Source organism: Arthrobacter sp. P4_F11 (genome assembly GCF_056401395.1).
The window spans coordinates 56,956-75,617 of record NZ_JBFUJK010000015.1 but is presented as its reverse complement, the minus strand read 5'-3'; the positions used below and the strand labels follow the sequence as shown (position 1 = coordinate 75,617).

The following is an 18,662-nucleotide window of genomic DNA, read 5'->3' as shown; positions in this document are numbered from 1 at the left end:
CATCACGAACCCAGTCTAATGAGCCTGCGGAGCGCACGTCCACGATTCGCGCCGGCCCTGCGCAGGTTACGCGGGCACTGCGGCTAGGATTTTAGTTCGGGAACCCTCCGCCGAATTGCCCCTAAGGACGCCATGACAGAGAACAGCACCGCGACGTCGGAGACCCTGGAAACCGGGGACAATACAGCGTCCCGGCGCGCCGCCGTGGTTATCAACCCCATGAAGTCTCCCGGCGACAGCTTCCGCGCCTCCTTCTTCCGCCTGTGCGAGACGCAGGGCTGGGCGGAGCCGCTGTGGCTGGAAACCACGAAGGAGGACACCGGGCTGGGCCAGGCCCGCGAGGCGCTGGAGGCCGGAGTCGACGTCGTAATCGCCGCAGGCGGCGACGGAACGGTCCGCTGCGTGGCGGAAGTCCTCGCAGGCACCGGAACGCCGATGGGCCTGGTGCCCCTGGGGACCGGGAACTTGCTGGCCCGCAATCTGGGCATCGACATCACCGACCCCGTGGCGGCCAGCTACGACGTCCTGAGCGGCACGGACACCAAGGTGGACGTGGTGAAGGCCACGCTGGACCACGCCGAGACGGAATCCACCTTCCTGGTGATGGCCGGACTTGGCTACGACGCTGCGATCATGGCCAACACCGTCGACGAACTCAAGGACCGCGTGGGCTGGCTCGCGTACGTTGAGGCGGGCATCCGGCACCTGCCGGGCAAGCCCATCAGGGCGAAAATCAGCATGGACGGCGAGCACCCGGTACGGCGCCGCATCCGCAGCGTGATGGTGGGTAACTGCGGCAAGATCATGGGGGGCGTGGAGATCTTTCCCGACGCCAAGATCGACGACGGCATCCTGGACGTCGTGATTTTGGCCCCCATCGGCCGGTTCGGCTGGCTGGATGTGCTGGCTGGCGTCTTCGGCCGGAGGAACGCCAAGAACGCGTCGGTGGAATATTTCGCTGGAAAGTCAGCCGAGATCGAACTCGCCCACGAGCAGGACTTCCAGCTCGACGGCGACCCGCTCGGCAAGGCCAAGCACCTCAAGGTCACGGTCGAGCAGGATGCCCTCACCATCCGGATGACAGGCATCTGACCCCGCCAGCGGCAGTTGTGGGCGGCTTTCCACCGTGGGTAGACCTCGGGGTGCGTCCGGGACGAACCGAGTAGTACCCGGACGCATCACTGAATAGTCGTTCGCAAAAGGCAAGTAATAGGCACTCGTGACGGGTAGCCCGGGTACCGGCTTGGATAGGCAGTGGCATCATACCGATGCCGCCGTCTCGCAAACTGGGGGTTGGCTGTGGCGATTCCAGCCGTAGGTTCTGAGCTCATGGCCTCTCCGGCCCCTTTGCCGGTCGCCGTCATCGGCGCAGGATACTGGGGACCGAATCTGGCCCGCAATTTCAAGGCGGCCCACGACTGGGAGCTGGCGGCAATCGTGGACATGGACCGTGTCCGGGCCGCCAGGCTGGCTGCCGCCCATGGAGACGTCGCGGTGTGCGGGTCTGTCGAGGAGCTCTTGGACACGGTCGACGTCGACGCCGTCGCCATCGCGACCCCGGCCCACACCCACCACGCCATCGCCCTGACGGCACTTCGTGCCGGAAAGCATGTGCTGGTTGAAAAGCCGCTGGCGGACGGGCGTGCCAAGGGCCTCGAAATGGTCGAGGAAGCTGAGCGCCGCGGCCTTGTCCTGATGGCCGACCACACGTATTGCTACACTCCGGCCGTCCTGAAAATCCGGGAACTGATCAACGACGGTTCCTTGGGCGACATCCTGTTTATCGACTCGGTTCGGATCAATCTTGGCCTCGTCCAGCCGGACGTGGACGTCTTCTGGGACCTTGCCCCGCACGACTTGTCCATCCTTGACTTCATCCTTCCCGGCGGCCTGACGCCGGTCGAAGTGTCGGCCCACGGCGCGGATCCCCTGGGTACCGGAAACGCCTGCGTGGGCCACCTGACCTTCGCGCTGGCCGGCGGCGGCATGGCCCACGTCCACGTGAACTGGCTGAGCCCCACCAAGATCAGGCAACTGGTGGTCGGCGGCTCCCGCCGCACCCTCGTCTGGGACGATTTGAACCCCCAGCAGCGGCTCAGCGTCTACGACCGCGGGGTCAGCTTGGACGCGCAGTCCCGGTCCGCGGCAGAAAAAAAGGCATCGGCGATTTCTTACCGGCTTGGGGACACTTGGTCCCCGGCCCTGCCCGAACATGAGGCCCTCGGCCAGATGGTGGCGGAATTCGCCAGCAGCATCTGGCAGCGACGGCCGGCGCGGACCAGCGGGGCCGCCGGCCTCCGCGTACTTTCGGTGCTGGAGGCGGTCAGCAACAGCCTCAGCGCGGACGGGCGGCCCAGCGCCGTAACAGGAAACGAACTTCAGCCGGAAGGAAGACGATGAGCACACTGCAGGGGGCCACGGTCCTGGTAACCGGCGGAGCCGGAACCATCGGGTCCACACTTGTTGATCATTTGCTCGCTGCGGGGGCCGGGCGGATCGACGTCCTCGATAACCTGGTCCGCGGACGCCGGGCCAATCTCGATGACGCCATGGAAAGCGGCCGGGTGCATCTGGTCGAAGGCGACCTGCGTGACCGGGACCTCGTCCATGACCTCACTCGGGGCAGAGATATCGTCTTCCACCAGGCGGCCATCCGCATCACCCAGTGCGCGGAAGAGCCCCGGCTTGCCCTGGAGGTGCTGGTCGACGGCACGTTCAACGTCCTGGAGGCCGCGGCCGCCCACCGCGTCAACAAGCTCATCGCGGCTTCCAGCGCCTCGGTCTATGGCATGGCGGAGGAGTTTCCGACCACAGAACGACATCACCATCACAACAACGACACCTTCTATGGTGCGGCGAAGTCCTTCAACGAGGGCATGGCCCGCAGCTTCCGCGCCATGACCGGGTTGGACTACGTGCTGCTGCGCTATTTCAACGTTTACGGGCCGCGGATGGATGTGCACGGCCTGTACACCGAGGTGCTGGTGCGCTGGATGGAGCGGATCGCGGACGGCCACCCCCCGCTTATTTTCGGGGACGGCCGCCAAACCATGGATTTCGTCCACACCAGGGACATCGCCCGGGCCAACATCCTGGCGGCCGGGAGCGACGTCCGCGAGGGTGTGTACAACGTGGCCAGCGGCGCCGAAACGAGCCTCCTGCAACTGGCCGAGGCCCTATTGCGGGCGATGGATTCGGAGCTGGAAGTGGAGCACGGCCCGGACCGCGCCGTCAATGGCATCGTGCGGCGGCTGGCGGATACATCGGCGGCCGCACGCGATCTCGGTTTTACCGCCGAAACCGGGCTTGAGGAGGGTCTGCGCGAACTTGTCACCTGGTGGCGTCCGCTCCGCGACGAAATCGCCGCCGCCAGGGTGGGCGGTGTGCGATGACCATCGACCACGACCAGCTCCAAGGGCAGGCGCTGACCCGGATCAACGTCATGAAGCCGTGGCTTGGGGATGAGGAAGCCGAGGCCGTTGCCGAGGTGATCGCGTCCGGCTGGGTGGCGCAGGGGCCCCGGGTGGCCAGGTTCGAGGACGCTTTTGCCGTCTCGCAGCATGCCGGGCACGCCGTCGCCGTGTCCAACTGCACCACCGCGCTGCACCTGGCGTTGAAAGTGGCCGGCGTCGGGCCTGGCGACGATGTCGTTGTTCCCTCCTTCTCCTTCATCGCTACCGCCAACGCCGCCACCTATGTTGCCGCCCGGCCGGTGTTTGCCGATGTCGAAGCCGACACCGGGAACGTGTCAGCACGGACCATCGCGGCGGCGCTCACACCGGCTACCCGTGCCGTGATCGTCGTGGACCAGGGCGGGCTGCCCGTTGACCTGGATCCCATACGTGAGCTGTGCGACCCGCAGGGCATCACGGTGATCGAGGATTCGGCCTGCGGCGCTGGGTCCACGTACCGGGGGCGTCCGGTTGGGGCAGGGGCCGAGCTCGCCGCATGGTCCTTCCATCCCCGCAAGATCCTGACCACGGGCGAAGGCGGCATGCTGACCACCAGCAACCCGGAATGGGCGTCCCGTGCCCGCCAGTTGCGTGAACATTCCATGAGCATTTCCGCGAACGATCGGCATGCCGCGCGGCTGGCGCCGGCCGAGGAGTATCTGGAGATCGGCTTCAACTATCGGATGACGGATCTGCAGGCGGCCGTTGGGCTGGTACAGCTGGGCCGGCTCCAGGAAGCCGTCGCCCGCAGGCGCGGAATCGTCGCGGGTTATCGTGTTGCCCTGGCCGACGTCGAAGGCCTGCGGTTCAGCCAGGACCCCGCCTATGGCACGAGCAATTTCCAGTCGTTCTGGCTCGAAGTCCTGCCGGACTTCGGGATGGGCAGGGAGGAACTGCTGGCCCATCTCGCCGACGAGGGCATCTCGGCCCGGCGCGGCATTATGGCCGCGCACCGGCAGCCGGCCTACGCCGGGCTGGACACCGGCGACGCCGATTTGTCCGTGACGGAACGGCTCACCGACAACACGCTGATTCTTCCCGTCTACCATCAGCTGACTCCGGACGAGCAGTTCCGGGTGGTCCAATCCCTTCGGAGCGCCGGCGGGCGGAACCATGGATGAGTTGCTCCTCATCGCCGCGAGCGGCCTCGCGCGTGAAGTCCTCGCCGCCGTCCGGGAGAGCGGACGGTCCGATGTCATCGGAATCCTTGACGACGACGCCGGCAAGACGGGGGCCATCGTGGACGGCGTCCGCATCCTGGGCCCGGCGAGCGATGCCCTCAACTATCCGGGAGCCGGCGTGGTGGTCTGCGTCGGTTCCGGTGCCGGGCGCGCCCGGATCGTGGACCGGCTGGCCGCACTAGGACTCTCGGACCGCAGGTACGCCACCGTCGTCGACTCGTTGGTCCGGATCCCGGACGGATGCGCGATTGGCCGCGGGAGCGTCTTACTGGGCCATGTCACCCTGACCGCCGGGGTCACCCTGGGTGAGCACGTGGTGGTCATGCCCGGCGTGACGCTGACTCACGACGACGTCGTGGAGGACTTCGCCACGTTCGCGGCCGGGGTGTCACTGGGCGGCGGGGTCAGGATCGGGCGCGGGGCCTACCTCGGCATGAACGCGAGTGTGCGGGAAGGCGCCTCGGTAGGGGCGGCCGCCACCATCGGCATGGGCGCGGCCGTCCTGGCCGACGTGCCGGACGACCAGACTTGGGTGGGCGTGCCGGCACGGGTTCTACGGGCCGGAATTCCGAGCGGGACGGTGGCATAGTCCCATGGGAACGCGCACCGCAGCCGCGGATCAGGAGAGTTCATCGCAGAACCTTAACCCCAATGCGCGCCACGGAACCCTCGTGCTGCTGACCCTCTACCTGGCAGCCCTCGGCTGCATCGGGTTCTGGCCCACACCGGTGGACCGGCCACTGTCCGGCTTCCTGGATGAACTCTTCTCGGCGTTGCACGAGAACGCACTGACGGCGGAAATTAACTATGGTGCCGTGGAGGCCACGGCCAATGTCATCCTCTTCATCCCGCTGGGCCTCTTCCTCGCTCTTTTGCTGCCCGTGCACCGGTGGTGGCTGGCCGCCCTGGCGGGTCTATTCACCTCCGTGGCGATCGAAGCTGTCCAGTATCTGCTGCTCAGCCAGCGCCAGGCCAGCTTCCGGGACGTCACGAGTAACGCCCTCGGCGCGTTGCTGGGCGCCCTGGTGATCAGGCTTGCACGAACACGGCCACCGGCACGCAATGTTCAGCTCAAGCCCAGTCCGGGAACCCCCAAAGGCACGAGCGACATGACAACGGTGGCCGATTCTGCAGACGTGGCCGAAACTGCCAGCATCGGTGAGGGCACCCGGATCTGGCATCTCTCCCAGATCCGTGAGGGCGCGGTCTTGGGCAAGAACTGCAACATCGGCCGGGGCGCGTACGTCGGACCCGGGGTGCAGGTGGGGGATAAGTGCAAGCTGCAAAACTATGCGCTGGTCTATGAGCCGGCACGCCTGGCTAACGGCGTTTTCGTCGGTCCTGCGGCAGTGCTGACCAATGATCTGCATCCGAGGGCCATCACGCCCGATGGCGCGCTCAAGGGCACCGATGATTGGGTGGCCGTAGGTGTCACCATCGGCGAAGGTGCCTCCATCGGCGCCCGGGCCGTATGTATCGCCCCCGTCTGCATCGGCGAGTGGGCCACCGTGGCGGCGGGCGCCGTCGTGACCAAGGATGTGCCGGCTTTCGCGGTGGTTGCCGGCGTACCCGCACGGCAGATGGGCTGGGTGGGTGAGGCCGGGCATCCGTTGAAGCAGGACGACGGCGGAAGCTGGCTGTGCCCGGTTACCGGGCGCCGGTACGCCGAATCCAACGGGCAGCTACAGCCCGAGAAGATCTCTTGAGGGGCGAAAATTTATGGCTGACAAGGTGGTTTTGGGTGGCACTCCCGTGGATCTGGTGGATCCGGAGGCGGCCCTTGATGTCATTCTGGACAGGGCGGCCGGGCCCGGTGACCGCCCGCTGGCCGTGGCGTCAGTGAATCTGGACCACCTCCATCATTTCGGGACCGGTGGGCGCTGGGCGGGGACCCTGCACGCGGACCCCGCCAGCACGGCGGACTGGCTCTATCTGCTTGACGGCGCACCCCTTGTTGCCCAGTCCCGGAGGCTCACCAGGCGCCACTGGCCCCGCCTGGCCGGCAGTGATCTCGCGGCTCCGCTGCTCGCTGGCGCGGAAGAACGGGGCCTTCAGGTGGGATTCCTTGGCGGGTCCGAAGAGAGCCACCGGCTTCTGGCGGCCAAAATCGCCCGGGAACATCCGCGGCTCAGCGTCGCGGGGATGTGGTCGCCATGCCGGGACGACCTTGCCTCCGCTGTTGCGTCGAGACGGATCGCCGGCAGAATTGCCGACGCCGGCGCGCAGATACTATTTGTCGGTCTGGGCAAGCCCCGCCAAGAGCTCTGGATGGACCGGTACGCGGGGCTCACCGGCGCGGGCGTCCTCTTGGGCTTTGGCGCCGCAGTCGATTTCCTGGCTGGCCGGGTGAGTCGCGCACCCCAATGGGTTAGCGACCACGGACTGGAATGGGGCTTCCGGCTGGCCTTGGAACCCCGGCGCTTGGCCGGGCGCTACCTGGTCGACGGACCTCCCGCGTACCTCAAGCTACGGACCCAGTCCTGCACGCTTCCGTCCACCTTCCCAGAGCACCCCTCTGGCGACGCGCCAGCAGACCGGACCCCGGGCCGCTTCACCGGGCCGGACGGATCGGCGGACGTTGCGGTCGTCGTCGTTACCTACAACAGTTCCCGGGACATCAACGGCCTGCTGAGCAGCCTGCGCACGGAAACGCGTGATCTGACCCTGCGCGTGCTGGTCGCGGACAACTCCTCCAGCGACGGCACGCTGGGGCTGGTCCGCCGCCGTCACCCGGATGTCATCGCATTCCCAACCGGCGGCAACCTCGGATACTCCGGCGGCATCAACGCCGCCGTGCGGAGGGCCGGGGACGCGGCGGCCGTGCTGGTACTCAACCCCGACCTGCGCGTAGAAGAAGGCAGTCTGAAGACATTGCAGCTTCGACTGCAGGCCTCACGGGCCGGCGCAGTAGTGCCACGGCTGCGGGATCCCAGTGGGGCGCTCAGCCCTACCCTGCGCCGCGAACCAAGCATTGCGCGCGCCATCGGTGATGCGTTCCTGGGGCGGCGCGCGGGCAACCGGCCGGCGTGGCTGGCCACAAGTGACTTCGACGCGGAAAGCTACGCCCACCCCCACCCCGTTCAGTGGGCGACGGGCGCTGCGCTCATGGTGCGGCGCGCGGTGGCAGACGCGTTGCCGTGGGACGAATCGTACTTCCTGTACTCGGAGGAGGTCGATTTCTTCCGGCGGCTGCGGATGCTGGGGGAAACCGTCTGGTACGAACCTGCCGCGACCATGACCCATGTGGGTGGTGGGTCCGGCGCGTCGCCGGAATTGAACGCTCTGCTTGCGGTCAACTCCATCCGCTACGTCCGCAAGTACCATTCGGCAGCCTACGCGTCTGCCTTCCAAGCCGCCGTGGTCCTGTCCGAGGCTCTCCGGTGCTGGAAGGCGGACCGCAAGGGTGTGCTGTGGACCGTGCTCAACGAACACCTCTGGACCGACCTCCCCGGACCCACCACGGAGGCGCCCGTGGACGACTTTCCGCACGGCGCCGTGATCATCCCGGCTCACAATGAGTCCCAGGTGATCGGCCGGACGTTGGAGCCTTTGGCTCCGTTGGCGGCTGCCGGAGTGATCGACGTGTTCGTGGTCTGCAACGGCTGTGTTGACGACACCGCCGAGATTGCCCGCGGATTTGACGGCGTGACCGTGCTGGAGATGGGGCAGGCATCCAAGTCCGCTGCCTTGAACGCCGGCGACGCCGCCGCCACCGTATGGCCGAGACTGTATCTGGATGCGGACATCCAGATCACCCCGGCTGCGGTCCGGGACGTACTGGCAGCCCTGGCTCCCGGGGGTCTTTTGGCGGCGCGCCCGGCTGTCCGATTCGACCTGGACGAAGCCCATCCACTCATTCATGCCTACTACGGGACGCGCCTGCGGCTGCCATCGGCACGCAGCGGCCTCTGGTCGGCGGGCGCCTATGGCCTCTCCGAGCAGGGCCATGAGCGGTTTGCGGAGTTCCCCAATGTGATTGCCGACGACCTCTTCGTGGACCGGCTTTTCTCGCCGTCGGAGAAAGCTGTCCTCGACGTGGAACCTGTAGTGGTGCGACCCCCGCGGACCCCACGTGCCCAGTTGGCCGTGCTCAACCGGGTCTACCGCGGCAACGCTCAACAAAACGGCATGGAAGGGCGGCGCAGCACCGCACGCAGCACGCTCAAGGAGGTGGCACAGTCCATCCACGGCCCGCTCTCCGCCGTCAACGCCGCAGTGTATCTGGGGTTCGCGGTTGCAGGACGCCGGGTGTCCGCCCCAGCCGGCGGTTGGGAACGGGACGATAGCAGCCGCCGTCCCGCGCCTGCCGCTCCGGTGCGCTAGAGGCTGGCCCTAAGGCTGCGTCTTGGACCGAGCCACCGGCAGGTGCGCCAGGATCTCCGCGAGTTCGGCCAAACGGTGTGCGCGGGCGGATTCGGCAGGCGTAAACGGCTCTCCGGGCCGGGAAAACGTGATGGGCCCGTGCCACGCCGTGGGGATTTTCAGGACCGTCCCGTCACCGCCCGTGGAGGGTTGGACCTCGGTGTTGCCGGCGGCCGGTCCGGGGATGATCCGTGCCCGCAGCAGTTCCGCGACCGCCAGCGGCAGCTCCTCCGGGCTGGCGGCGATCCGGGCGGCCAGGCTCAGTGCGCCGGTTTGCCCGTCGGCCATGGCCAGGGCGGTGGTCGGCCAGACGTGCGGGTCCGCTCCGCCGCCGGCCCGCAGCGCCCGGAGCAGCTCGGCTTCGCGGACTTCGCCCGGGGCCGAGAGCACAAACTCGTCCAGCACACCGCCGGCCACGGGGTGAACATGAATGCTGAGGATGTTCGTGTTCAGGGCGGTCAGGGCCTGCGTCAGTTTCTGCAGCGACCCGGGCTTGTCTTTCAGGACGGTCCGCGCCCGCCACAGGGCGGGTGCGGCGCCGAGCCGTTTGCGGTGCCGCAGGGCCGGGGCATGCAGCCAGCCCCTGAGCATCCGGGCCGCCGAGGGTTCGGCCACCCAGATCACCAGGATGGTCGCGGTCAGGGTCAGCACCAGGACCTTGGCAACGTATGGCAGGTGGGTTTCCACCACCGCCGCGTGCACCAGCAGTTCGATCGGGAGCATCACGGCGACATTGGCCAGGGTCAGCCGTGCCTTGGTCGGTTCGGGCATCTGGCCGCACACTTCGCAGCTCAACTCGGAGGTGGCCGGGGACTGGGCTTTGCCGGTGGTTTTGGCAGGGTTTTTGCCTGCGGCGTTGCGCGTCATGCTCCCATGATTCCGGCCGGCTGTTTCGGCCGGGTTGCCGCCGGGTGACGGTTTCGCGCCGGGACCGGGACCGGGCCAGACCAGGTGATGGTGCTGTTACAGGCCCGGTCCACCCTCCGGGCCGCGCTGGAGCAGGTGGCGGTGGGCGTAAAGGTCGCGGAGCAGGGCGACCTCGGCCAGGTGGTGGATCATCTCACGGTTGATGTGCAGGACCAGTGCTGCCATGGGGGCATCGGCGTACGGGCCCTCGGCCGGCCCGCAGGGTGCCGCCAAACCCGATTCGTGGAGGCCCTTCACGCCGTGGATCCACCGGCCGTAGTACTCGTCCAGCTGGGCCAGCGCCCCGGCCGCGGTGCCGGGGTAGGCGAAGCTCTGGTAGTCCACCGGTGGGCCGCCAAAGTGCGATGCCGTGCGTGCGCCGAGGACGCCGACCAGAATGTGGCACAGGCGCCACGCAATGGTTGTCACCGGAGCAGGAACGGGCTCCGGGTAGCTGAAATCTATGGTGAATTCGCCCGAACCCGGCGCGGCCGGGGGTGTTGAGGCGTCTTTGCGGCGGACATTCCAGCCCGGTACCGGCTCCCAAAAGTACTCGTGGTCAGTCAACCCGTCCAGCCGCCGCCGGGCCTGGTTGGCAAAATGCCAGTCCAGTTGGTCCACCAGCTCGTGGTTCCAGTTAAGGTCCGGCATGGTGTTCCTCCTTGGCAGCCAGGCTCGCGCGGCGGGGCCCCTACATCAAAGCACTCCGGTCCGGCCGCCCGCCAGAGGGCCAGGCAAGGAGGGTCAGGCGTGAGCTCGGCTTGCGGTTCCGGCCGGCTCGGACGAGTGTGCCTTCCCGTCCGGGTACTCCCCGTCCGGGTGTTCCCCGACGCGGGCACGGGTGGCGGCGGAGTCCGGGCCGGCCAGATTGGCCAGCAGGTCGCGGATCTCGGCCAGCAGCGCGGTGTCGGCCGGGATCGGTTTCTCCTCGGGCTCGGCTGCCTTGAGCCGGTTCTTGACCATTCGGTTGATCCGGTTCATGGGGGCCACGAAAATGAAGTACACCACCGCGGCGGTGATGAGGAAGGTCAGGAAGGCCGTCACCACGGCGCCGATGTTGACGAAGGTTTTGTCATTGCCAGGCCAGACGTAGAAGCCCAGGCCGTGGGTCTCGACCCCGCCGGCGGCAGCGAGGATCGGGTTGACGATGTTTGCGGTGAACGCGCTGACCAGGGCGGTGAAGGCGGTGCCGACCACGACGGCGATGGACAGTTCGATCACGTTGCCGCGCAGGATGAAATCCTTGAATCCTTTGAGCATGGGGAACCTCCGGTGTGCGTTGCGGGCTTGATTCAACCGATAGACGCTACCACTTCGCGGTGCAGCCGGCCGATCCCGATCAACGGATTCCGATGCCGCCGCCGCGCCGTTCCGGCGTAAACTCCCCCTTGGATGCCAGCGCCGCCGTCGTAACACTCCGGCTGCAACGAAAGGCAACCCGACCCGTGAGAATCCGCCCATGAAGAGCTTTTTCGCTGTAAGGCCGGCGCTGTGAAAGTGTTCGCCGAGATGTTCACCATCGCGCCGGGCAACAAGGACCACCAGGTTGCCTTCCGCTGCGCCGTGGGAGTCTTTGTTCCGCTGATCACGCTGGTGCTGCTGGACCGCCTGGATCTGGCAATCTTCGCTTCCTTCGGCGCCTTCACCGGCATCTACGGCCGCAACGAGCCGCACGCCAGGCGCCTGACCCTTCAGGTCCGGGGCGGCGGGCTGATGCTGCTGGTGATGTTCCTGGCCGCCCTCACCGCGCGGGTGGACGCCCTGGCCGGGCTGTCGGCGGCAGGCACCACCTGGGTCCTGGTAGTGGCCACGACCGTGATCGCGTGGGGATGCTCCCTGGTTGTCGCGTGGTGGCGCCTGCGCCCCGCCGGTTCGCTGTTCCATATCTTCGCGTTCGCGGCCATCGCGTCAATCCCCAACCAGCCGCCGCTGTGGCAGGCCATGCTGGTGGCGGTCCTCACGGTGGCTTTCTCCCTGCTGCTCGGCCTGTCCTCGCGGGTGGCCCGGAGCCACCGGACCCCGTGGGTAAATCCGAGACCGGCGGCCCTCACTCCGCGGGAGAAACGCACCGCGTGGCACGAAAGCTGGGGTTACCTCGTGGCGGCGGGCCTGGCGGGAACGCTGGGGACCCTGGCCGGGGAATGGCTGGGCATTGGCCACAACTACTGGGCGATGGTGGCCGCCGTCGTTCCGCTGGTGGGCCACACCACCCGGCACCGCGTCAGCCGCGGCCTGCAACGAATCGCGGGCACAGCCCTGGGGCTGGTGCTGCTCGCCGGCATCCTGCTCCTGCAGCCGACGCCCTGGCAGACGGTGCTGGTCATTGCCGCGTGCCAGTTCGGCGCCGAGATGTTCATCGCGCGCCAGTACATGCTGGCGCAGGTTTTCGTCACGCCGCTGGCGCTGATCTCCACGCTTCTCGTGGCACCCGTGCCGCCCGGCATCCTGCTCCGCGACAGAATCGTGGAGACCATCATCGGTGCCGCCGTCGGCATCGCCGTCGTGCTGGCGCCTGGCACGTGGCGCAAACTCGGGGGCCGCCGCGCGGCGCGGACCCCGGAGCACTTCTCCTAGGAGCGCCTCACGGCTACGAGTGCCCGACGCTGGCGCCGGCGCGGGACACTGCCGGGACGGTTTGCGGGACAAAGGCGAGGGCGAGGACCGCCAGGACCGCGGCGGCGGCGAAAACATAGAAGCCCCACGGATAGGCGATGCCGGCGGCCACCAGCGCGCCGGTGACGGCCGGGCCCATAATTGCCCCCAGCCGGCCCACGCCGGCGGCAAAGCCCAAAGCGGTGCCGCGCAGGCGGACGGGGAAGAGCTGGGTGACCCAGGCGTAGACCAGAACCTGGGAGCTGAAGACGAACACACCGGTGACGAAGACGGCGGCATAGAGCACCACTTCGTTCTGGATCTGGATGCTGAGCGCGGCCAGGAACACGGCGGAGAGGCCAAACCAGAGCAGGACGATCTTCTTGGTCCCGTGCCGGTCGGCCAGGACCCCGGCGATCAGCAGGCCCACCACGGCCCCCACGTTCAGGACCAGGAGCAAGGCGAGGCCGGCGTTCAGGCTGTAGCCGGCGGAGGCCATGAGCTGCGGCAGCCAGGTGTTCAGGCCGTAGACCAGCAGCAACCCCATGAAGGACGCCACAGCCACACCGGCCGCAATCAGCGGGTAGGGCTTGCGGCCCAGATCCCGGAAGCTGGCGCGTTCTTCCGCGGGCGCGGCCGCGGCCTGCGCGCGGGCCTGGCTGCCGGCCGGGGAAGCGCCCGCCGGGGACTTGGCGGCCGCAGGGATGTGGTGGACCGGCGGGAGGGTCTCCGGAAGCTTGAACCAAAGGAAGGGGACCAGGGCGAAGCCGGCCAGGCCGCCGGCCACGAACATGGTCCGCCAGCTTGGAATGACCATGAGGGCCAGGAACGCGGTGGCCACGGCGCCGACGTGGTACCCGGTCATGGTCCGGGTGGTGGACTTTCCGGCCGTTCCGGCGGGTGCGTAGTCGTTCATGTACGCCAGGGCGGCGGGCAGGCAGGCGCCCAGGCCGAGCCCCGCCAGCAGCCGGAACGTGCTGAACCACGCCACGTTGGGTGCGAAGACGACGGCGATCGTAAAGAGGGAGAACCACGCCACGCAGGCCACCAGCAGGTTCCGCCGGCCGAAGCGGTCCGAGAGCGGGGCGATGAAGAGCGCGCCGAGCCCCACGCCCACCAGGGAGACGGTTGCCGCGAACGTCGCCCCAACGGCGTCGAAGCCGAGTTCCTGGGACTTGATGAGGGTCGGGATGACCGTGCCGAGCACCACCAGGTCAAAGCCGTCCAGCACCATGGCCAGCCAGCAGAGCCACACGGGCCACCGTGATTTCTCTCCCGATGACGACGACCTGTCCAATGACGACGTTGACATTGTTACCTCAGCGCTAGTGTTTAGGTGATTCCGTGCCCCGGCCGGTGTTCGCGGGGCCTCTTTCCATTGTGAGAGTTGTATCATCGCACCGTGTTGCATGGGACACTTAAAACCATTCAACGGAAGGGATATGGTGGCCAATTCGAACTCCGGCGACTCGGTGGTGGACCGGGTCCTGCGGTTGATTGCCGCGTTCCCTGAAGGCGTCACGGCGCTGCCGCTCTCGGAGCTTGCCGCGAGGGCGGAGCTCCCCCTGACCACCGCGCACAGGCTCGTCCGACAGTTGGCCGGACATGGCCTGCTCGACGTCGGCCCAGGCGGCTCCGTCAGCCTGGGCCTGCGGCTCTGGGAGCTCGCCAACCGCAATTCCCCCACGCTCGAACTCCGACAGGCGGCCCTGCCGTTCATGGAGGACATCCAGCAGGTGCTGCATCAAAACGTGAACCTCGCCGTGCTGGACGGGCGGGAAGCGCTCTTTGTGGAGCGGCTGTCCCGCCGCGGCTCCGTCGCCAACCGGGCGCAGGTGGCCGGCCGGATGCCTGTGCACGTGTCCTCCGCCGGGCTGGTGCTCATGGCCAACCAGCCCCGCCCCGTCCAGGCCGAGTACCTCGAGGGATTCAGTGATCCGACCGGCCGGCTGCCCCTGGAGGATCTCCGCGCCCTCCTTGGCGAGGCCGCCCATCGGGGCTATGCCCAGCTGGCCGGCGTCGTAGACCCTGACACGTGGGGGATCGCGGTTCCGGTGCTGGACCGCAGGAAGCACGCCGTGGCGGCCCTCGGCGTCGTTGTTCCCCTTCGCGAGGTGCGCCTGCAGGCGCTTGTTCCGGCCCTCCAGACGGCGGCGCGGGGGATCGGGCGGCGGCTGGGAGAGCCCCGCGAGAATCCCGCATTCCATTCAGCGGAATCCATGTAACGCGCATCACCCTCGGGGGAGCACACTGTTAGCCGGAAGACGAAAACGGCCCCGGCCCCGACCGCCCGGACCCCGCAACGAAGCGAGACGCACATGGCACAGCGAAAAGTCATCACCACCCAGGTAGCCATCATCGGCGCCGGCCCGGCCGGACTCATGCTGTCCCACCTGCTGGCCAAGGCCGGCATCGAATCCACCGTCCTGGAGATCCGCAGCCACCAGGAGATCTCCGAGACGGTCCGTGCCGGCATCCTTGAGCACGGCTCGGTCAACATGCTCGTCGACAGCGGTGTCTCCGACCGAGTGCTGCGTGACGGCGACCGGCACGACGGAATCGAACTGCGTTTCAACGGCGAAAGCCACCGGATCGACTTCCAGGACCTCGTCGGGGAATCGGTGTGGCTGTACCCGCAGACGGACGTGTTCCTGGACCTCGCAGCACGCCGGAAGGCCGACGGCGGCGATGTCCGCTACAGCGTCACTGACACCACCATCCACGACATCGAAGCCAAGCCCAAGGTCTGGTTTACCGATGCGGACGGCGTCGAGTACGAGGTCCAGGCCGACTTCATCGCCGGCGCGGACGGCTCGCGCAGCCACTGCCGGTTCCAGATTCCCGAGGCGCACCGCAAATGGTACTTCCACGAGTACCCCTTCGCCTGGTTCGGCATCCTGGCCGAGGCACCGCGCAGCTCCGACGAGCTGATCTACGCCAACTCGGAGAACGGCTTCGCCCTGATCAGCCAGCGCACGGAGATGGTCCAGCGGATGTACTTCCAGTGCGACCCCAACGAGGACGTCAACAACTGGGATGAGGACCGCATCTGGGACGCCTTCCGCAGCCGCGTCAACGGCAACGGCTTCGAGGTCAAGGAAGGGCCCGTGATCGACAAGACGGTCCTGAAATTCCGCAGCTTCGTCCACGCCCCCATGCGGCACGGCAACCTGTTCCTCGCCGGGGACGCCGCGCACACGGTGCCGCCCACCGGGGCCAAGGGCCTGAACCTGGCGCTGCATGACGTCAAGGTCCTCTTCGAGGGATTCGACAGCTTCTATGCCAGCGGCTCCACCGCGCTCCTGGACGCCTACAGCGACCGCGCCCTGAACAGGGTGTGGAAAGCCCAGCAGTTCTCCTACTGGATGACTTCCATGCTGCACACCCCGGCCGGCGCCGATGATTTCTCCCGCGCCCGCCAGCTTGGCGAGCTCCAGTCCGTGGTGTCCTCCCGCCACGGCAGCGCCTACCTCGCGGAGGCCTACACCGGCTGGCCGGGCGCCCGCTAGAGCACCGGCCGGAATCCCGGCAGGGGATTGATATTTCCATCGACAGGCCTAGGGGCCAGGACTAGCCTATAACCGTCCCAGCATGACCCGACAAGGACGATGGAGAGGTGTCCGATCATGGGAACCGCAGAGAATGTTGAACTGGTCCGGCGGGGTTACACGGCCTTCAACGCAGGGGATATGGCGACCCTCAGCGACCTGTTCGCGGAGGACGCAGTCTGGCACGTTGCCGGAAGCGGCGTGCTATCCGGAACCAAACAGGGCCGCGACGCGATCCTGGCGTACTTCGGTGAACTGGGAGCGCGCACCCAAGGTCACTTCCAAGCCAACGTCGAGGACATCGTCGGCGGGGAAAACCACACGGTCGCGATCCAGCAAACCCACGGGGAAGCCAACGGCAAAACCCTGGACATGCCGACCGTCATCACGTTCGTGATCCGCGACGGACAGATCGCGGAAGGGCGGGAGTTCTTCGAGGACACGGCCAAGGCAGACGACTTCTGGACCTGACCGAAGAACCGCATGATCGGCCCCGCCCGCAGGCTGTTTCCATCATCGGTGGCGGCATCGCCGGGCTGGCTCTTGCAGCCCGGCTGGATCCCGCGCGTTTCGAGGTCACCGTCACCGAACAGCGGTATGGGCTCCCGACCGTGGGGACATCCTTGGCCATGTGGCCCGCGGCCCAGCGCGCCCTGGGCGATTTGGGCATCCTGGACGCCGTCAGGGAGGCCAGCCCGGTGATCGACGGCATGACCGTCCGGGCGGCCTCCGGCAGGGCATGGACATCAGCGCAGGCGACGGGGCTGATCGGCGTCTCCCGGGTTGATCTCATCCGGCTCCTCGACGGTGCAGTCCCGGGCAGCGTGCGCCGGGTGTCCGGCCGCCTCGACGTCGTCCGGCCTGGTCCTGCCGGCCTCGTGGTGGGCGCCGACGGTGTCCACAGCGCGGTGCGCCGCAGCTGCTGGGGTGCCCGCTCCGGTGCCCGGCCCACCCGCTACCTCGCGGTCCGCGGCGTGGTTCCCGGATCGCTGTGGCGTGGGCTCACGGGCGAATACTGGGGCCGCGGGCAGCTCTTCGGGATTGGTCCCGCGGCGGCCGGGACCAACTGGTACGCGGCGTTCCGCCCCGGGGCGGGACAGGGAAGCCTCGACGTCGCCGCGGTCCTGGCGGAGACCCGCGCCCGCTACGCAGGCTACGCCCCGGGCATCCGCGACGTTCTGGCCGCTGCGGTACCGGAAACGACCCTGGTGCAGCGGATCTGGACGACGCCGCCGCTTGGTCCCTATGTCCGCGCCCGGGTGGCACTGCTCGGCGATGCCGCCCACGCGATGACACCCAACCTTGGCCGGGGTGCCTGCGAGGCGCTGGTCGACGCCGTGACCCTCGCGGCGCTGCTCAATACCCGGCCCGTGGACGAGGCGCTGAGCGCCTACAACCGGGCGCGCCATCTCCGCACGCAGGCGTTGCGGTGGGCGTCGTCGGCCGTGATGCGGCTGGCCCTGGCGGAGCGGGGCCAGCCTGTGCGGGACGCGCTGCTGGGCCTGGCTAGTCCTGGTCCAGGGTCTCGGTCAGATGGTGCGCCGGAATCCGGTCCCGGTCGTAGGTGATCTCGGTATAGCCGTGCGGCTCCGGCTTCCCGGACGGGCTCAGGTTCACGAAGACGATCTCATCAATGGTGAGGATGCTGCGGCGCGTGATCATGTTCCGGACTTCGGCCCGCATCGTCAGCGATGTCCGGCCGAAACGGGTCGCGGTCAGGCCCATTTCGATCAGGTCGCCCTGGACCGCGGAGCTGACGAAGTTGATTTCGGAGATGTACTTGGTGACGGCCCGGCCGTTGCCCAGCTGCAGGATAGCGTAGATGGCCGCCTCCTCGTCGATCCACTTCAGCAGGCTCCCGCCGAACAGGGTGCCGTTGGCGTTGAGGTCCTCGGGCCGCACCCATTTGCGGGTGCGGAAGGTGATGTCGGCCGATTCCATAGTGCGAGGTTAGCCGACTCCGTGACCGGCGGCGTTGTGTGACGCAGCCGGCCCGGGGCGGCGCGCGGCCTCACGCCATGGCGGTGTGCGCGGCGCTGTGCGAATCGATCGGCTTCGCGTAGCAGTACGAGTGCACCAGGCCGACATAAGGCCCGAAGTTCGGCACAGACACGAAGCCCGAGTTCTCGTAGAACTGCCGGCCGTCGGTCTGCACCGAGCCGGCCTCCGCAGTCAGGGTGGTGATTCCCAGCGCGTGGGCGTGGGCTTCGAGGGCCGCGAGGATGGAGCTCGCCACCCCTGAGCCACGGGTGTAGGGCAGTACGTAGAGGCGTTTGATTTCAGCGGTGGTGGCGTCCAGCATGCGAAGGCCGCCGCAGCCCACCGGCTGGCCCGAGGCCTTGTCGTGCGCCACCAGGAACACCGCCGTGTCAGCTTCCGACGGCGGCGGCCCGGGTTCGTGGTCGGGCCGGCCGAAGCGGGCCTCGAGTTCCGCCTGTTGGGCTGCCCTCAGGTCCGCTCCGACGGGGTTTGCCCAAGTGACCTGACGGATGTTGAGCCGCGGGTTGGTCTGCATCACTGCCTCGATTCGCCGAAGTGTTATGCAGTCCAAGGCTAGGCACCAGCGGTTTCGGCTGTGTTTCCTGCCGGTAAGCGTCGCGAGAACTGTGGATGGATGGCAG

18 protein-coding genes and 1 pseudogene are annotated in these 18,662 nt (G+C 67.7%); 13 read left to right on the top strand and 6 right to left on the bottom strand.

Going from position 1 to position 18,662, the window contains the following annotated elements:
- The first annotated feature begins 132 nt into the window (after positions 1 to 132).
- The 8 genes and pseudogenes from AC1DRO_RS16450 (at position 133) to AC1DRO_RS16415 (ending at position 8,956) form a co-directional block, all read left to right on the top strand.
- On the top strand, positions 133 to 1,092 hold the full coding sequence (locus AC1DRO_RS16450; protein ID WP_476951648.1) for a diacylglycerol/lipid kinase family protein: 960 nt from the start codon (positions 133 to 135) through the stop codon (positions 1,090 to 1,092).
- Between the two features lie 237 nt (positions 1,093 to 1,329).
- The gene (locus tag AC1DRO_RS16445; protein ID WP_476951647.1) at positions 1,330 to 2,400 is read left to right on the top strand and encodes a Gfo/Idh/MocA family protein; all 1,071 of its coding nucleotides are present in this window, start codon (positions 1,330 to 1,332) and stop codon (positions 2,398 to 2,400) included.
- Positions 2,397 to 3,392 (top strand): NAD-dependent epimerase/dehydratase family protein, encoded by a 996-nt coding sequence (locus AC1DRO_RS16440; RefSeq protein ID WP_476951646.1) that lies wholly within the window; start codon positions 2,397 to 2,399, stop codon positions 3,390 to 3,392. The genes AC1DRO_RS16445 and AC1DRO_RS16440 overlap by 4 nt, the downstream gene beginning before the upstream one ends.
- Positions 3,389 to 4,573 (top strand): DegT/DnrJ/EryC1/StrS family aminotransferase, encoded by a 1,185-nt coding sequence (locus tag AC1DRO_RS16435; protein ID WP_476951645.1) that lies wholly within the window; start codon positions 3,389 to 3,391, stop codon positions 4,571 to 4,573. Before AC1DRO_RS16440 ends, AC1DRO_RS16435 begins: the two co-directional genes overlap by 4 nt.
- Positions 4,566 to 5,222 (top strand): NeuD/PglB/VioB family sugar acetyltransferase, encoded by a 657-nt coding sequence (locus AC1DRO_RS16430; protein ID WP_476951644.1) that lies wholly within the window; start codon positions 4,566 to 4,568, stop codon positions 5,220 to 5,222. The genes AC1DRO_RS16435 and AC1DRO_RS16430 overlap by 8 nt, the downstream gene beginning before the upstream one ends.
- 4 nt (positions 5,223 to 5,226) lie before the next feature.
- A pseudogene (locus AC1DRO_RS16425) lies at positions 5,227 to 5,661 on the top strand (VanZ family protein); the annotation flags it as partial.
- Positions 5,662 to 5,742: 81 nt separating this feature from the next.
- Positions 5,743 to 6,339, top strand: a complete 597-nt coding sequence (locus AC1DRO_RS16420; protein ID WP_476951695.1) for an acyltransferase — start codon at positions 5,743 to 5,745, stop codon at positions 6,337 to 6,339.
- A gap of 13 nt (positions 6,340 to 6,352) precedes the next feature.
- A complete protein-coding gene (locus tag AC1DRO_RS16415) occupies positions 6,353 to 8,956 on the top strand; it encodes a WecB/TagA/CpsF family glycosyltransferase (protein WP_476951643.1) in 2,604 nt (867 codons plus the stop codon).
- Positions 8,957 to 8,965: 9 nt separating this feature from the next.
- On the opposite strand, the gene AC1DRO_RS16410 is transcribed toward AC1DRO_RS16415, so the two are convergent.
- The 3 genes from AC1DRO_RS16410 to mscL form a co-directional block, all read right to left on the bottom strand.
- Entirely contained in the window at positions 8,966 to 9,862 is an 897-nt protein-coding gene (locus tag AC1DRO_RS16410; RefSeq protein WP_476951642.1) for an ACT domain-containing protein, read from the bottom strand.
- Positions 9,863 to 9,958: 96 nt separating this feature from the next.
- Entirely contained in the window at positions 9,959 to 10,552 is a 594-nt protein-coding gene (locus AC1DRO_RS16405) for a DinB family protein (RefSeq protein WP_476951641.1), read from the bottom strand.
- 93 nt (positions 10,553 to 10,645) lie between these two features.
- Positions 10,646 to 11,161: a large conductance mechanosensitive channel protein MscL gene (gene mscL / locus AC1DRO_RS16400; RefSeq protein WP_476951640.1), complete on the bottom strand. Its 516-nt coding sequence runs from the start codon at positions 11,159 to 11,161 to the stop codon at positions 10,646 to 10,648.
- Positions 11,162 to 11,392: 231 nt separating this feature from the next.
- On the opposite strand from mscL, the gene AC1DRO_RS16395 reads away from it, so the two are divergent.
- Positions 11,393 to 12,475 carry an FUSC family protein gene (locus AC1DRO_RS16395; RefSeq protein ID WP_476951639.1) on the top strand — a complete coding sequence of 361 codons (1,083 nt, stop codon included), beginning with the start codon at positions 11,393 to 11,395 and terminating at the stop codon, positions 12,473 to 12,475.
- A gap of 13 nt (positions 12,476 to 12,488) precedes the next feature.
- Here AC1DRO_RS16395 and AC1DRO_RS16390 read toward each other — a convergent pair whose 3' ends face one another.
- Positions 12,489 to 13,805 carry an MFS transporter gene (locus tag AC1DRO_RS16390; RefSeq protein ID WP_476951638.1) on the bottom strand — a complete coding sequence of 439 codons (1,317 nt, stop codon included), beginning with the start codon at positions 13,803 to 13,805 and terminating at the stop codon, positions 12,489 to 12,491.
- A gap of 133 nt (positions 13,806 to 13,938) precedes the next feature.
- Between AC1DRO_RS16390 and AC1DRO_RS16385 the strand changes: the two genes are divergently transcribed.
- The 4 genes from AC1DRO_RS16385 to AC1DRO_RS16370 all read left to right on the top strand — a co-directional run bounded on the left by AC1DRO_RS16385 (position 13,939) and on the right by AC1DRO_RS16370 (position 17,609).
- Positions 13,939 to 14,718, top strand: a complete 780-nt coding sequence (locus tag AC1DRO_RS16385; RefSeq protein WP_476951694.1) for an IclR family transcriptional regulator — start codon at positions 13,939 to 13,941, stop codon at positions 14,716 to 14,718.
- Positions 14,719 to 14,811: 93 nt separating this feature from the next.
- Entirely contained in the window at positions 14,812 to 16,002 is a 1,191-nt protein-coding gene (locus AC1DRO_RS16380) for a 4-hydroxybenzoate 3-monooxygenase (RefSeq protein ID WP_476951637.1), read from the top strand.
- A gap of 117 nt (positions 16,003 to 16,119) precedes the next feature.
- On the top strand, positions 16,120 to 16,512 hold the full coding sequence (locus tag AC1DRO_RS16375; protein WP_476951636.1) for a nuclear transport factor 2 family protein: 393 nt from the start codon (positions 16,120 to 16,122) through the stop codon (positions 16,510 to 16,512).
- A 44-nt stretch (positions 16,513 to 16,556) separates the two neighbouring features.
- Positions 16,557 to 17,609: an FAD-dependent monooxygenase gene (locus AC1DRO_RS16370; protein ID WP_476951693.1), complete on the top strand. Its 1,053-nt coding sequence runs from the start codon at positions 16,557 to 16,559 to the stop codon at positions 17,607 to 17,609.
- Here the strand turns inward: AC1DRO_RS16370 and AC1DRO_RS16365 are convergent.
- Together AC1DRO_RS16365 and AC1DRO_RS16360 are read right to left on the bottom strand one after the other, a co-directional pair.
- Positions 17,548 to 17,982, bottom strand: a complete 435-nt coding sequence (locus AC1DRO_RS16365; protein WP_476951635.1) for an acyl-CoA thioesterase — start codon at positions 17,980 to 17,982, stop codon at positions 17,548 to 17,550. The genes AC1DRO_RS16370 and AC1DRO_RS16365 overlap by 62 nt on opposite strands.
- Positions 17,983 to 18,052: 70 nt before the next feature.
- Entirely contained in the window at positions 18,053 to 18,556 is a 504-nt protein-coding gene (locus tag AC1DRO_RS16360; RefSeq protein ID WP_043436378.1) for a GNAT family N-acetyltransferase, read from the bottom strand.
- Positions 18,557 to 18,662 lie beyond the last annotated feature (106 nt).

Excerpts from the sequence above, each read along its gene's own strand:
- AC1DRO_RS16420 (WP_476951695.1), top strand. The coding sequence starts at position 5,743 with ATGACAACGGTGGCCGATTCTGCAGACGTGGCCGAAACTGCCAGCATC.
- AC1DRO_RS16445 (WP_476951647.1), top strand. The coding sequence starts at position 1,330 with ATGGCCTCTCCGGCCCCTTTGCCGGTCGCCGTCATCGGCGCAGGATAC.
- AC1DRO_RS16415 (WP_476951643.1), top strand. The coding sequence starts at position 6,353 with ATGGCTGACAAGGTGGTTTTGGGTGGCACTCCCGTGGATCTGGTGGAT.
- AC1DRO_RS16380 (WP_476951637.1), top strand. The coding sequence starts at position 14,812 with ATGGCACAGCGAAAAGTCATCACCACCCAGGTAGCCATCATCGGCGCC.
- AC1DRO_RS16410 (WP_476951642.1), bottom strand. The coding sequence starts at position 9,862 with ATGACGCGCAACGCCGCAGGCAAAAACCCTGCCAAAACCACCGGCAAA.
- AC1DRO_RS16440 (WP_476951646.1), top strand. The coding sequence starts at position 2,397 with ATGAGCACACTGCAGGGGGCCACGGTCCTGGTAACCGGCGGAGCCGGA.
- AC1DRO_RS16450 (WP_476951648.1), top strand. The coding sequence starts at position 133 with ATGACAGAGAACAGCACCGCGACGTCGGAGACCCTGGAAACCGGGGAC.
- AC1DRO_RS16390 (WP_476951638.1), bottom strand. The coding sequence starts at position 13,805 with ATGTCAACGTCGTCATTGGACAGGTCGTCGTCATCGGGAGAGAAATCA.
- AC1DRO_RS16430 (WP_476951644.1), top strand. The coding sequence starts at position 4,566 with ATGGATGAGTTGCTCCTCATCGCCGCGAGCGGCCTCGCGCGTGAAGTC.
- AC1DRO_RS16405 (WP_476951641.1), bottom strand. The coding sequence starts at position 10,552 with ATGCCGGACCTTAACTGGAACCACGAGCTGGTGGACCAACTGGACTGG.
- mscL (WP_476951640.1), bottom strand. The coding sequence starts at position 11,161 with ATGCTCAAAGGATTCAAGGATTTCATCCTGCGCGGCAACGTGATCGAA.
- AC1DRO_RS16375 (WP_476951636.1), top strand. The coding sequence starts at position 16,120 with ATGGGAACCGCAGAGAATGTTGAACTGGTCCGGCGGGGTTACACGGCC.
- AC1DRO_RS16435 (WP_476951645.1), top strand. The coding sequence starts at position 3,389 with ATGACCATCGACCACGACCAGCTCCAAGGGCAGGCGCTGACCCGGATC.
- AC1DRO_RS16360 (WP_043436378.1), bottom strand. The coding sequence starts at position 18,556 with ATGCAGACCAACCCGCGGCTCAACATCCGTCAGGTCACTTGGGCAAAC.
- AC1DRO_RS16365 (WP_476951635.1), bottom strand. The coding sequence starts at position 17,982 with ATGGAATCGGCCGACATCACCTTCCGCACCCGCAAATGGGTGCGGCCC.